This is a genomic window from Streptomyces sp. NBC_01537 (assembly GCF_045040445.1).
Classification (GTDB): Bacteria; Actinomycetota; Actinomycetes; order Streptomycetales; family Streptomycetaceae; genus Actinacidiphila.
In genome coordinates this window covers 9005874-9019267 of record NZ_CP109392.1, presented here as the reverse complement: position 1 = coordinate 9019267, position 13394 = coordinate 9005874, and the positions used below count along the sequence as shown (strand labels likewise).

Here is a 13394-nt window from a genome sequence, read left to right as displayed (position 1 = left end):
CCGCACGACTACTGTGACAGGAAGCCACCCCATGGAGCAAAACGAGATTCTGGAAAATATCCTGGAATTCCTGGCGAAGATGCCGGGCTGGCGCGGTGAGGTGACGGCGGACACCCAGGTTCTTGACACTGGCCAACTGGACTCGCTCGGGATCATCACTCTCATGAGTTACATAGAGGACTCCCTCAAGGTGTCCATACCGGAGAGCGAGTTCAGATTTGAGCGGTTCTCGACTCCGCGATCGATCGCCGACCTCGTGCAGGAAAACTCGGACGGACCGGTAGTTGCATGAGCTATGCAGACCTGGCTTTCCCGGAGAGAATTCCGGTCAAGTTCGGCCCGGAAATCGCACGTCGGGTGTTATACCTGGACGAAGGTATCGATGATTTCTCCCTGATCGAGGACGGCGGGGAGATCACCGGGCTGCGGCTGAGCGGATCCCTCATGGCGGCACAGCAGTCTGCCCGGCTGGTCGAGACGCTGATGGCGGAGATTCAGGGACTGCGTTCCATCGAGGCCAAGCGGATCTGGACGTCATGCCGGCCCTCGGACGCCGCGGCGGCAATCCGCACCGACGCCGTCATCGACGAATTGGTCTCCGCGGGCCACGCACGGATTCACGGGCCCGGGACGGTCAGCTTCAAGGGCGTATACGCCGACCTCGTGGGCGTGCTGGACGATCTGTTCGCGGCGCTGTCCACGGATCTCATGGCAGCCGAACAACACCGTTTCCCGACGCTCCTCGGCTCGTCGGTCCTGGAACGGGGTGGCTACCTCGACTCCTTCCCCAACCTCCTGATGACCGTGCATCGGTTGCGCAACACCCCCGACGACTTCGAGCTCTTCCGGAGACACCGCCGCGGCGGTGGAACGCTGCGGGACCTTGGCTCAGCGACAGTGCCAGTCGAATACTGTTTGCCACCGACCATGTGTTACTACGTGTACGACGGTATGGCCGACACCCGGGTGGACAGCCTTCGGGTGTTCACCGCTGTCGGCAGCTCGTTCCGTTTCGAGCATCGTTACGAGTCACCCTTCCGTCGGCTCTGGGACTTCACTATCAGGGAGACGGTGTGGGTCGGCGGCCGGGAGGAGGTACGGTCCGGCCTGCATGGGTACCGCGAACTTGTCACGGCGCTTTGCGATGACCTGGACCTGGCCGGCACCTGCGAGACTGCGCACGACCCTTTCTTCCTTGCCGACAACGGCGCCGCCATGGCGGCCGCGCAACAGATGATCGGGTCGAAATCGGAGCTGCGGCTGTCGCTGGGGGACGGAGAGTCGGTCGCCGCCGCGTCGTTCAACGCGCACGGGGAGTACCTGGCCAGCGCGTACGGCATCGGCCTCGCTGACGGTGCGCTCGCCTCGACTGCGTGCGTCGGCGTCGGGCTCGAGCGGGTCGCCCTGGCGTTCCTCGCACAGCACGGCATCGATCCGCAATCCTGGCCGGCCATGGTGGGCGATGCCGTCCGAGCGGCGTACGACCGCCCGGGCCGCCAAGCGGTACGGCTGTGGGCGGAGACACGATGGCCAACGCGGTAGTCGCCTCCTCATCGAGGGAGGACTTGCGGTCCCTGCTGCGCACCTGGGCGGAGAGCGCCGAGCAAGGCGTACCTTCGCTGCCACATGCAAGGTTACGGCGCATTTGGGAGGAGGCCGCCTCGGCCGGCTGCCTGGTGGGAGCCGAGTCGATCGGCGTGGACGCACGACGCCACTCCCTGGTGGTGGCCGAGGAGTTGGGCCGCAACTGGCTGCTCGACCTGCCACTTTGGATGCAGAGCGATGTGGTGGCCTCGGCGGTCCGCCGATATGGAGTGGCGGATCAACACGTCCTCCTCTCCGGGTTCGCCTGCGGCTCGGCCGTAGTCGCCGTGGCGCTAAGCGAGGCCGGCAGCGCGTCCTCACTCACCGGATTATCCTCCACAGCCCGGGCAGTGGACGGCGGATACTTACTCGACGCGGAGAAGCGCTTCGTCAGCAACGCCGTGATCGCCGACCACTTCCTCGTCTCCGCGGCTGTCGGCACCCAGCAGGCCAGGACCGGACTGTTCCTGGTCTCCAGGAACGCCCCTGGACTCCAGGTGGCCGCGACGTCGATGGGCCGCGGTCTGGAGCTGCTGGGCACCGGCACGGTCAGTCTCACCGGTGTGCACGTGCCTTCCGGCGCGCTGCTCGGTGGCACCGCGATGGCAGCCTTCCAGCTCGGTCCGGTGCTCTCCGTGGAGCGGCTGTTCCTGGCCCTGATGAGCTGCAGCGCGGCCTGGTCGGTGGTGTCCGACATCCACAGCCGGGGGCAGGCCGCCCGGCCGGCCGGGACACTGCTAAGCCACTCGTCGGTCGAGCACCAGGTGGCCGAACTCGTCAGCCGGCTGACCACGGTGACGTCACTGGTCCGCGTCCTGAGCTCCGGGTACGCCACCCACGGTACTGTCCCGGCTGACCAAGCGGCCATTGGCAAGTTCGAGGCGGTGAAGGTGCTGACCGCCGCCCTCAACGTGCTCGGCGGGCTTAGTGGGGCAGCCGGCTTGGTGGAAGGCCACGGCGGTCGGCGGTCCGACTTGGAGAGCCGCCGCAGGGCCGCGGCCGCCCAAGGACTGGCCGGGGGCGCCCCGCACGCCCTCCACTCGATCACCATTGCCGGACTTACCGGAAGAGGCGGCCGTGTTCAGATCGTATGACGCCACATGGCTCGAAGAACAGTTCGGCCAGGTCGAGTCCGTCGCGCTTGTGGGGAACGGCCCCTCGGCCGGTCGCTCGGAGTTCGGACGCATCATTGATGCGTGCGATCTCGTCGTTCGTATGAACGGCTACGCGGTGCAAGGCTTCGAAAAGCATACCGGCGAGAGGACGGACCTGTTCGTCTCTCATCTCCTGCACACTTACACCGCTGAACGGCTTCGCTCGGACGGTGTGCGAGCGGTACTCGTCTCTCGGCCCGCAGGTCCGGCCTTCGCTCACAACGCCGGACTCGGCGTAATGCTCCGCAACCGCCCCGAGCTGGGCGACTTGCCCACCGCCTGGATTCCCCAGCAGAGCTTCGCCCAGCTCTACGCGAGGCTGGATATACCGGCTGACGATGCCTCGGGGAGGAACCCCTCGTCCGGACTGGTCGCCGTGCAGGCCATGACGAGCCATCAGGCCGTACGCCGTCTGGTCCTTGTGGGGTTCGACTGCTTTCCCACGCACGAACCTATGCACTACTTCGAGGATCCGGTCTACGACGCCGCCGAAGTGCGCGAAGTCGTCGCGCACAGCCACAGGACGGACGCGGAGCGGGCGGCGCTCAGTAGCCTCCTGAACGAGTTCGCCGGTGACGTCGATCTACCGGCCGAGCTCGGCCGAACCATCGCTCCACGAGGTCTTCGCGATGTCCAGTGACCGCGTCCGAGGAGAGACATGAACACCACTTTGGAATTCAACAACAGGCTGCGCGAGTTCTTCTACTATCCCAAGCTGAGCCGGCACACCGACGCCATCACCGACGCCCGGGGATTTGCGGAGTTTCTCGACCACCCGGGGGACAGGCGCGACCCGTACTCGATGTACATCCACGTGCCGTTCTGCGACTACCTGTGCCACTTCTGCCCGTTCATGAAGGTGCTGAACCAGGCGACGGCCCCCGAGCTCAAAGAGCGCTTCTTTGACGCGATGGTCCGTGAACTGCGCATGCTCGGCGAGTCGGCCTACCTCCAGGGGCGAACCCTTGAATGGGTTGAGTTCGGCGGTGGTACGCCCACGTCTGTGGAACCGCAGTACCTGGAAAAAGTGCTGCAGACCATACACGAGAGTTTTCCCCTCAAGAAGGATGCGGTCATCACCATGGAGGGCGACGCCCTCACGCTGAGCCGCCCTGACCTGCTGCGGATGCTGCGATCCTTCGGCGTCAACCGGGTCAGCTTCGGAGTGCAGACGTTCAAAGAGGAACTGCGCCGGAAACTCGGTGTCAAGCCCACGATCCCGGACCTGCTCCGCGCAGCGGACACCATCCGCGATGTCGGGATCGGCGAGTTCGCCATCGACATCCTGTACAACCTGCCGGACCAGACCCAGCAGACACTCGACGACGACATCACCCGCGGACTGGAACTGGGGCCCGACTACATTGATTTTTATCCGTTGACGCTGTGGGAGAACACGACGTTCAAGGAGCGGGTGCAGGGCGGGAACACGTACTCCCACCGGCCGTCGAACGAGCAGAATCTGGCGATGTTCCAACAAATCAAGGCCAGGATGGCGGACATCGGCTGGCGGCCGGCCCGTTCGTACACCTTCGTCACGCCGGCCCACCACGAGTTCATCGAGGTGAGTCAGGGGCGCCTGCGGCAGCGGGCTGAGGCGCTAGGTGTCGGTCCCTCTGCCCGGGGCTTCGTGGGCCGCCGCCACTTCATCAACACCAGTTCCATCACCGAGTACATCGAGGCGCTGGAATCCGGCACGCTGCCACTGGAGCTCGGAGCCGTCTGCACACCAGAGGAGGAGGCCCACCGGCTCATGGTGCTCTTCCCGTCGATGCTGCTGGAGATCGACATCGCTGACATCCCGTTCTACGACTCCGTCTTCGCCCCAACGGTGGAAAAGCTCGTCCAGTCGGGCTACCTGTGGCACGCCGCCGGGCGCATCGGACTCACCGACTCCGGCATGTTGTGGGCAGGGAATGTCTCACGTGAGTTCTTCAGCTCGGCGCAGAAAGCACGCATGACCGACTCCTTCCTGTACTCCGTGCGGAGCAAGGTCAACCCGTACAACCAAGACGCAACGGGCGTCCGCAAGAACACCGAGGTACGACATTGAGTTCCGCGCGGTCATGGCAATCGCTGGCCCTGAAGCAGTTCCAGAAGGCCAATACCGAATTTGTGGCGGTTCTCGAGGCGTTGGAGGGTCCGCAGTTGGGGGCACGAGGGCGCGGGAACGTCAACTCCATCGGGTGGACCGCCTGGCACCTCTCCCGTGGCATGGACCGCAACTTGTCGGAGATCGCGGGCGACCCGCAGCTGTGGACTGCGGCCGGCTGGGCGGAGAAGTTCGGCCGCCCTGCCGATCCGGCGGACACCGGCTTCGGTCACTCTGCGTCCGAGGCGGCGTCCTTCGCACCACCCTCCACGGCTGCCCTGCTCGCGTACCACGAGGCCGTTCAGCGCAGGGCCGCAACCTATCTGCGGTCCGCTCCCGGCGCCGACGCGGCGCGCTTGGTCACCAGCCCGACTCTGGGCAACGTCCACACCGTCGAGGAACGGCTTGTCGCGCTCCTGGCCGACACCTTCCTGCACCTGGGGCAAATCAGCATGCTGCGCCAACTGGTCGGTGGGGAGGTCGAGATCCGGTGACGGAGCGTGCGCACCTTGCCCGCATCAGCCTCGGGGTGTCGAGTTACGGCGACGGACTGCGAGGCGGCACCATGACTCGGACTGACTTCCTGGACCAAGCGGCACGGCTGGGTTTCACCTCCGTGGAACTGTGCGACCGCACCGTACCCTCGGCTGCTCACGCCCAGCCGGCCCTCGAGGATCTCGGCGGCCGCAAACTGGTCTGCCCGAGCTTCGCGATACGCAACGACTTCACCGATCCGTCCCGGTCCCTTAAACAGGAAATCCACAAGGCCCGTGAGGGGATCAGCACCGCTCACCGGCTCGGCGCGCAGACCGTCCGCCTCTGGACCGGGGTCGCGGAGGTCTCACAGCCGGCGGTGGAGCGAGTCGCGACCGCTTTCACGGAACTCGCCGACTACTCCGCAATTCTGGGAGTGACGCTCGCGGTGGAGACCCACGGAGGTTTGTCCAGCGACCTCGACCTGCTTCCGGAGCTGCTCGACGCGATCGACCGCGCGAACCTGGGCGTCTGCGTAGACGGCGGCTACCTCCCGGGGGCTAGCTTTGCGCGAGCCTTCCGCACACTCGCGGCCCGGATCGTGCACATCCATGTGAAGGTCCACGACCCCGACGGCCCGGAGGGGTCCGACACAGCTCGCCACACGCCACTGATCGACTACGTACGCGGTTCGGGATACCAGGGCGGACTGGTCGTGGAGTACGAGGGATCGGGCCCGCGTGACGTGGGTGTGCTCTGGACCCGGCAGCTGGCTCTCAGCGCCCTGGACGGAACCTCTCGGCCGAGCCGCCCGGAGTACGCATGTTGACCACGGCGGCGGGGGGTCGGCCGGCTCCCCGTATCTCCAAGGTAGTCATCACAGGCCCGAGACGACACGAGACGTCCTCCGTCTACTACGTCGGCATCACCGCCCACGCGTCGGCCGGTGCCCGGTGCCTTCCGCTGTGGTCCGAAGCCATGAGCCTGCCGATCCGGCTGGTCTGTGTCAACGCGCCGCCGGGCAGCTCTCGCGACGCCCTGCTGTCGCTGCTCCGCTCCGACGAAAGCGCCGTCGGGGCGCTCTTCACTGGCCACAAGGCTGAGCTTGGCCGGGATCTGGGCGGCTATGCGTCCGTGACAAATGACGTCCGGCGACTCAACGAGGTCGGAACACTCCGCGTCAAGGACGGCGGCCTGCACGCCTCTGCGCACGACGTCGCCGCCAGTCGGCACGTCATCGAGGACTTCCTCGGGCACGCCTTGTGGCAGCACGGTGGGCGTCAGGCGGTGGTGCTGGGCGCGGGCGGCGCAGGGCTGGCGGTGGCGACAGAACTCGCACGCCATCCCGCGGTCGAGCGTGTGGTGATCACGGAGGCTTCCGCCGAGCGGCAGCGGGAGGTGCGCCGTATTCTCGCCACCGAACCGGCCGGTGCACGGATCGAACTGCTGGCCGCCAGCCTCAACAACGACGTCGTCGCCGCGGCGCTGCCGGGGGCGCTGGTCGTCAACGCGACCGGCATGGGCAAGGACGTGCCCGGCTCTCCGCTCACCGAGGGGACCCCACTGCCGGCCCGGTCGCTGTTCTGGGAACTGAACTACCGGGGAGAGCGGCCCTTCCTCACTCGTGTCCGCGCCGCCGCCGCAGACAGCGGCGGACGGGCTGCCGACGGGTGGGACTTCTTCGTGCGCAGCTGGTACGAGGCCCTCAGGACGATCTTCGACACCAATTGGGGCCCCGCCGAGCTTGCCGCCTTCTACGACTGCGCGGCACAGGCCAAAGGGGAGGCATGACACCCAAGACGATTTTGTGGCAGTCCGACCAAGAACCGTGCGGGGCAGCGCGGGACGCCATCGCCACCGCGGGTTTTAACCTCATTGTGGTCGACCGCTCGGAGGACGTGACTCAGCCGGATGAGATCGTCGGCATCATCGCCGATCACCGGGAGCGGTGGGACCGCCGGCGGCTGGCCCAATTCCCCCGGGCCGAGGCCATCGTCCGGCTCGGCGTGGGCGTGGACAACGTCGACGTCAACGCCGCCAAAGCGGCCGGCTTCCACTTCGACTCCGTGCCGGCCTACGGCACAACCGATGTGGCGGACCATACCCTCGCCATGGTCCTGGACCTGAGCCGCAACCTGACAGCGCGGTCCGAAAACTTGCGCATGGGGGGCGCGCGTGCCTGGCAGGCGGACCTCCAAAACGGATTCCGTCTCCGGGATCGGGAGTTGGCCGTCGTAGGACTCGGCCGCATCGGCACAAGTGTGGCGCTCAGGGCGCAGGCGTTCGGGATGAGGATCGTCTTCTACGACCCGCACCGAGATGAGGGCGTTGAGCTCGCGCACGGCTGGCGGCGGGCGCACTCATTGCGCGAGGTCGCGGCGGCGGACGTGGTAACCCTGCACTGTCCAGCCACGGAGGAAACCCGTCGGCTAATCGACGACGGCTACTGGCGCGATGTCGCCGAGATCGGCCCGCCAAACGGGCAAGTTCTGGTCAACACGGCCAGAGGGAGCATCGTGGACTGGGCCGCGTTCACCCGGGCCTTCGACACCGGCCTAGTCCGTGGCGCCGCCTTCGATGTCCTCGAACAGGAGCCCTTTATCGATGACGACCCCATGGTGCGCCGCTGGAGAGCGGCGGACCCCGCGGTCCACGGCCGCCTCCTATTGACTCCGCACGTCGCCTTCGCCTCTCCCGAGGCGGTGCTCGATCTGCACCACGGAGCGGCCACCCGCCTCGTCCGCTCGCTCAAGGCGGTGCCACGTCCAACCAGCAGCGCGCGCCAGAGTGAAGGAAGTCCTGCCCCCGCCCTTCTGGAGCGCCACTAGTGAAGATCGCTATAGGATCCGACCACGTCGGACTGGACCTGAAAATCCATCTGGTCGAGCTGCTGACCTCCTGGGGTCACGTTGTGAGCGACTACGGCACCACCAGCAGCACACGGACGGATTACCCCCCCATCATGGAGGCCGTCGCGCGTGCCGTGGCTGCGGGCGTAACCGACCGCGGGATCGTACTCGGCGGCTCCGGGCAGGGCGAGCAGATGACGGCGAACAAGGTCCGCGGAGTCCGCGCGGCCCTGTGTCACGATGTCTACCTCGCCCGGATGAGCCGCGCACACAACGATGCCAACGTCCTGGCAATGGGAGCCCGGGTAGTCACCGCCACCATCGCGGAGACCATCGTGGTGACCTGGCTGACTGAGCCTTACGAGGGCGGTCGTCACGAGCGACGGCTCCAGCAGATCGCCGACCTAGAAGCACGGGAGCGGGACGGGTGCCAGCGAGCCCGGGAACTCCCGGATATCGTCGCCGGGGCTACGGAGGTGCCGGGGGCAAACGGTACTGACCCGCACTCTACGACCGATCTGGCGAGGGGCCGATGACTTCGACGACGCCTACCGGACCGGCTATTGCCATCGACGATCTGACCCGAACCTTCCGTGGCCCGCAAGGGCGGGTCAAACATGCAGTGGACGGGCTCACACTGCATGTCGAACGCGGCGAGATGATGGGACTGCTCGGGCCAAACGGAGCAGGCAAGACCAGCACCGCCAAGATACTGATGACTGTGTTGCTGCCGACGTCCGGCAGTGCCCGGATCCTGGATCACGACGTGGTGACGCAGGCGCAGTCAGTGCGTCGGCTAACCGGCGTGATCCTGGGCGGCGACGCCGGCCTGTATGCCAGGCTGTCCGCGCGGGATAATCTGGCTCTATTCGCGGACCTGTACGGCATCCCCTACCGCCAGCAGAAACGGCGAATACAAGAACTGCTGGACTTGGTCGGCTTGCTCAAGGACGAGCGCAAACGTGTCGAATCCTTCTCACGCGGGATGAAGCAGCGTCTGCACATAGCCCGTGGTCTTCTCCACGACCCGGAGGTGGTCATCCTCGACGAGCCGAGTAACGGCATTGACCCCGTGGGAGCCCGCGAACTCCGGGTGCTGGTACGGGAGCAGGTGCGAGCAGGACGGACCGTGCTGCTCACCACTCACTACATGTTCGAGGCCGACGAGCTCTGTGACCGGGTGGCCGTGATGCGTGACGGCAAGAAGGTGGCGGAGGGCACCCCGGAATCGCTGAAGAAACAGAGCGATGGACAGGTCGTGCTGACGGTGGAGGTGGACTCTGCCGCCGAAGAACACCTGACACGACTGCGCGCGGTGCCGGGAGTGCATTCGGCGGCCTTGGCGGAACTGGACGGAAAGCAGGTCATCAGCGTGCAAAGCGGCCAGCAGACAGATGTGACGGCTGTCGTCCTCGACCGGCTGCGCGACCTGACGATCCGGCAGGTCTCCAAACGCGAGCCCACTCTCGAGGACGCCTACGTGTCGCTCATCTCAGGCGGCCGACCGTGACGACTACAGCGCAGGGGACACTGCGGTCGACGGCCGGTTACCTGCTGCGTGCTTGGATGATGGAACTGCGCCAGTTGCTCCATTCCCGCATGTACATCTTCGTGTCCGTAGTCCTGCCACTGATCTTCGCTTCCATGGCGTTCTACATGTTCCGCGGCTCGGCACGGCATGGGGGTCAGGTCTCGCTGGCGCTGAGTGCTGGACTGATGGGCATGTGGTCGGCCACCCTGCTGGGGTCCGGAAACGCCATCAACCGACTCCGCTGGACACAGCTTCTGGAACCGCTGATCGCAAGCCCACGCTCCACTTTCCTGGTGACCGTCCCCTACACCGTCGCCACCGCCTCACTCGGAGTGTTCGGACTGGCAGCGACACTCATCTGGAGCGCGCTGTTCTTCGATATGCCGCTGCACTTCGCTCATCCATGGTTGTTCGCCACCGCAGTGCTGGTGACGGTGATGGCACTAGGGCTGCTCGGTCTTCTGCTGGCCTCGTCGTTCATCCTGTACCCCACCGCGCAGTCGCTGGCGAACTTCTTCGAGTACCCCGTCTGGATGCTCAGCGGCATGCTCGTGCCGATTTCCACGCTTCCCGGGCCCGTGCGGGTTCTCTCCTACGCCCTCGCGCCGACGTGGGGGGTCAAGGCCCTGACTGGGGCGGCCGATGGCTCAGGCGCCCCGGGCCTGGCGGTCGGTGTGTGCGCCCTGCTCTGTACGGTCTACGTCGGCGTCACCCTGCTGCTGCAAAGGAGGTTCGAGTGGCTGGCCCGATCCAGCGGAACGCTTTCCCTGCAGTGACGCTTCGTCTGTTCTTCGTCGCAGGCTGGCGGTCCCACCTGGCGTTGTTCCGCTGGCTGCGGCCCTCCGCTTTCTTGCCCACCGTCCTCGGTGTACCCATTGTGCAGCTCATTTGGTTCGTTCACCTGGGCCGTTACGTGGGCACCTACCCGGTGGCCTACTACGTGGTGGGCAACGCCCTGCATGCCTGCGCGGTGGCAGGTCTGTACGCCCCAGCAATGTCGATTCAGGGGGAGCGCTTCAGCGGCACCCTCGGGGCGGTTCTGGCCACGCCGGCCAACCGTGCGGTTATGTTCGGCGGCCGCATCGCTCCGGCCGTTGCCCTCGGCGCGTTCACCTCATCGGTGATGCTCGCGACCGGTTCCGCCCTCGGCTGGGTACGCATACCGCTTTCAGCCGTTCCGGAACTGGGCGCCGCCGTCGTGGTGACGGCCCTGTCGTGCAGCGCCTGCGGCCTGGTGATCGGGGCCATCGGCCTGTGGACCCGCGATGCGACATTCCTCGCCAACGCGACGCTCTACGCGATGCTTCTGGTGTGCGGGGTAAACATCCCAGCCGACCGAATGCCCGCCTGGCTGGCGGGCATCGGGGCGGTCATGCCGATGTCCCAGGGTATCGAGGCGGCCCGCCGCGCGCTCTCGGGTGCCAGTGGAGTTTCCGGCCTGCTGGGCTGGGAATCACTCAAGGCCGTCGTACTCGTTGTGCTCGCCCTGGCCCTGCTCCGGATACTGGAACAGGCCAGCCGCGCCAGAGCGACCCTTGACGACTTGTAAGCCATGGAGTGGACAACGACGTTGGACAGGAAGAGCACGAGCATTCCCCTCACCTACGGCCAGCTTTCGGTGTGGCGGGTCATCGCCAACTGGCCTCGTGATCGGTGGCCGGAGACGTACCTCAGCTCCACCCTGACCGTGCCAGTCGATTCCTCCGTACGGCAGACCGTCGAGGCATTCGCCGTGCTGTGTCGCCGGCACGAATCCCTCCGCACGCATTTCGCAGACACGCCCGAGGGGCCCGTTCAGCGCGTCGCGGCCGCCGGCGCGCCAGTGCACGTGGCCGTGGTCGAACGGTCGGGGGCCACCGAGGCGGAAGCCATGGCGCTCGGCCGCGACCAAGGTCGGGATCCCATAGACCGGGAGACCGACTTCGGCCGCCGATTCACCGTGGTTACCGACGGCGGTCGGCCCGTACACGCCGTGCTGCTGGTAGATCACATCGTCGCCGACGGAGTCGGTCTGCGGCGGCTGCGGTCCGAGCTGAACGCCCTGCTCGGGAGTGCCGACCTGGAGGGGTCCCGGTGGCTGCGGGAGACCCCGGCAAAGCCTCGGGAGTTGGCCCTGCACCAGCGCTCGGAGTCCGGCCAGTCCAGACGTGAGGCAGCCCTTGCGTACTGGGGCCGACTACTGGACACGGTGCCCGCTGGCCTGTTCCCGGTGCCGGAAGAAGCCGGCGGCACCCCGGGTCGGATCGAAGCCGTCCTGCACTCCCCGAAGGCGCGACAGGCGCTGATCACCATTGCCCGGCAGCGACGAGTATCCCCGCACACTGTTCTGCTGGCGCTGAGCTCGGTGGTCACGGCGGCGGCGACTGGATCGACCCGGGTTGTGCTCACCTTGCAGGCGGGCAACCGATTCATTGAGCCATGGCGGAGCATCGTTAGCTCGATGAACCAGTACGCGCCCTTACCGCTGACCGTGCGTCCCGAGCAGGGCACATTCACCGATTACGTGGGATACGTACAGGGGGCCGCACTCAACGCGTACCGCTTCGCCTCTTACGACTTCGACGCGGTGGCCGAACTTGTGCGCCGCGAACGCGGTGCCGCCCTTGAATTCGACCACTTCTACAACTTCCTCCCAGAAAACCTCGACGACCGCCCGAACGACTCTGCCGACGGGACGGCGGGGTGGATCGAACCGACCGTCCCCAACCGCCAAATAGGGCCCCGTCTGGACATCAAGATCCGCAACGGCCCCGACATGCCAATCGTCATCCGCACCGACCCCGGCCTCCTGCCCCGGCCCAGCCTGCACCAAGTGCTCGCATGGTACGAGACGCAACTGTGCCGTCTCGCGGCCGACGGAGGTGTTCCTCTGGCCGAGGTGGTCAGGGACTGCGAGAGGGCCATCGATCGGCGGATCGGCTCAATGTCCTGATTGATTCGGGTCCGTGTTGACCGGGCGGAGGGTGGGGTGTCTGCTCGCGCAGTCGCACGCCGTCTGGCCTGTACTGGCGCCTACAGGAGTCTTCGCGATGCCGCCAGCGACTTTTGCTTGCGCACAGCTACGCCCCGGCCAGCCCGGGAAGTCTGAGTGCGGACCACCAGGCCATCGACTGGGTTTGCCCAATCACGCTGCTCTGCGCCATGAACACCACGTGCTCTGACTCTTTGCTGTCAGGATACGCCCTTCGTGAGAAGACGAGTCCGCGGGCATCCAGCTACACCCACCGACGATGGGTTACCTCCGCTCCGCGAATGCCGCTGACACCGGGTGGGTGGTGTCGACGCGGCCGAGAGCGAGGCAAGTAGAGTGTTGCGTTCGTCACATCCCCAGGCCAAGTTGGCGACACAATGCACCAGCCGTTTACGACATAGGTCACGTCGCCAGCCATGTCGCAAAGCGACACGACCTGCGGGGGACACGATCTCTGCGGAGACAAGGCAGGCATCGAAGTCATCAACCCGTACGACGAGGACAGCGGACCGATCGTGGCCTGGAACACCGATCCCCGCACCCGCTTCAGCGACAGCTCCGCGCTGTGGGCGTCCAACAAACCGGTTCCCGCCACCGCGCCACGGCCTGCCCCGAAGCTGTCCACCACGCCGACCCAACCGGTCGCACCCGCCTCCACCGCCCGCCCGGCCGCGCACCGATAACCCCCGCTCTCCCCGGACTGCAATACCAAGCGAAGCCTGCGCGCAGCCCGCGCCGC

The 13394-nt window shown here is 66.3% G+C and carries 15 protein-coding genes; all 15 read left to right on the top strand.

The genetic code is table 11. From position 1 onward, the window contains the following. Window positions 1-31: 31 nt before the first annotated feature. The 15 genes from OG607_RS41350 to OG607_RS41280 all read left to right on the top strand — a co-directional run bounded on the left by OG607_RS41350 (window position 32) and on the right by OG607_RS41280 (window position 13338). Window positions 32-292 (top strand): acyl carrier protein, encoded by a 261-nt coding sequence (locus OG607_RS41350; RefSeq protein WP_405734863.1) that lies wholly within the window; start codon window positions 32-34, stop codon window positions 290-292. Further along, window positions 289-1542 carry a hypothetical protein gene (locus tag OG607_RS41345; protein ID WP_405734861.1) on the top strand — a complete coding sequence of 418 codons (1254 nt, stop codon included), beginning with the start codon at window positions 289-291 and terminating at the stop codon, window positions 1540-1542. The genes OG607_RS41350 and OG607_RS41345 overlap by 4 nt, the downstream gene beginning before the upstream one ends. Beyond that, a complete protein-coding gene (locus OG607_RS41340; protein WP_405734859.1) occupies window positions 1527-2678 on the top strand; it encodes an acyl-CoA dehydrogenase family protein in 1152 nt (383 codons plus the stop codon). The genes OG607_RS41345 and OG607_RS41340 overlap by 16 nt, the downstream gene beginning before the upstream one ends. Beyond that, a complete protein-coding gene (locus OG607_RS41335) occupies window positions 2662-3378 on the top strand; it encodes a glycosyltransferase family 29 protein (protein WP_405734857.1) in 717 nt (238 codons plus the stop codon). The genes OG607_RS41340 and OG607_RS41335 overlap by 17 nt, the downstream gene beginning before the upstream one ends. A gap of 18 nt (window positions 3379-3396) precedes the next feature. After that, a complete protein-coding gene (locus tag OG607_RS41330) occupies window positions 3397-4791 on the top strand; it encodes a coproporphyrinogen-III oxidase family protein (protein ID WP_405734855.1) in 1395 nt (464 codons plus the stop codon). After that, window positions 4788-5324: a DinB family protein gene (locus OG607_RS41325; RefSeq protein WP_405734853.1), complete on the top strand. Its 537-nt coding sequence runs from the start codon at window positions 4788-4790 to the stop codon at window positions 5322-5324. The genes OG607_RS41330 and OG607_RS41325 overlap by 4 nt, the downstream gene beginning before the upstream one ends. Window positions 5325-5395: 71 nt before the next feature. Next, window positions 5396-6133: a sugar phosphate isomerase/epimerase family protein gene (locus OG607_RS41320; RefSeq protein ID WP_405734851.1), complete on the top strand. Its 738-nt coding sequence runs from the start codon at window positions 5396-5398 to the stop codon at window positions 6131-6133. A 149-nt stretch (window positions 6134-6282) separates the two neighbouring features. After that, the gene (locus OG607_RS41315) at window positions 6283-7095 is read left to right on the top strand and encodes a hypothetical protein (protein ID WP_405734849.1); all 813 of its coding nucleotides are present in this window, start codon (window positions 6283-6285) and stop codon (window positions 7093-7095) included. Continuing rightward, complete coding sequence (locus OG607_RS41310) at window positions 7092-8132, top strand: NAD(P)-dependent oxidoreductase (RefSeq protein WP_405734847.1); 1041 nt, start codon at window positions 7092-7094, stop codon at window positions 8130-8132. Before OG607_RS41315 ends, OG607_RS41310 begins: the two co-directional genes overlap by 4 nt. Continuing rightward, window positions 8132-8689, top strand: a complete 558-nt coding sequence (rpiB, locus tag OG607_RS41305; protein WP_405734845.1) for a ribose 5-phosphate isomerase B — start codon at window positions 8132-8134, stop codon at window positions 8687-8689. Before OG607_RS41310 ends, rpiB begins: the two co-directional genes overlap by 1 nt. Beyond that, window positions 8686-9663 (top strand): ATP-binding cassette domain-containing protein, encoded by a 978-nt coding sequence (locus OG607_RS41300; RefSeq protein WP_405734843.1) that lies wholly within the window; start codon window positions 8686-8688, stop codon window positions 9661-9663. Before rpiB ends, OG607_RS41300 begins: the two co-directional genes overlap by 4 nt. Beyond that, window positions 9660-10460 carry an ABC transporter permease gene (locus OG607_RS41295; RefSeq protein WP_405734841.1) on the top strand — a complete coding sequence of 267 codons (801 nt, stop codon included), beginning with the start codon at window positions 9660-9662 and terminating at the stop codon, window positions 10458-10460. Before OG607_RS41300 ends, OG607_RS41295 begins: the two co-directional genes overlap by 4 nt. Then, window positions 10421-11233: an ABC transporter permease gene (locus OG607_RS41290; RefSeq protein ID WP_405734839.1), complete on the top strand. Its 813-nt coding sequence runs from the start codon at window positions 10421-10423 to the stop codon at window positions 11231-11233. The genes OG607_RS41295 and OG607_RS41290 overlap by 40 nt, the downstream gene beginning before the upstream one ends. 21 nt (window positions 11234-11254) lie before the next feature. Further along, the gene (locus tag OG607_RS41285; RefSeq protein ID WP_405734837.1) at window positions 11255-12616 is read left to right on the top strand and encodes a condensation domain-containing protein; all 1362 of its coding nucleotides are present in this window, start codon (window positions 11255-11257) and stop codon (window positions 12614-12616) included. A gap of 455 nt (window positions 12617-13071) precedes the next feature. Next, window positions 13072-13338, top strand: a complete 267-nt coding sequence (locus tag OG607_RS41280) for a hypothetical protein (RefSeq protein ID WP_405734835.1) — start codon at window positions 13072-13074, stop codon at window positions 13336-13338. Window positions 13339-13394 lie beyond the last annotated feature (56 nt).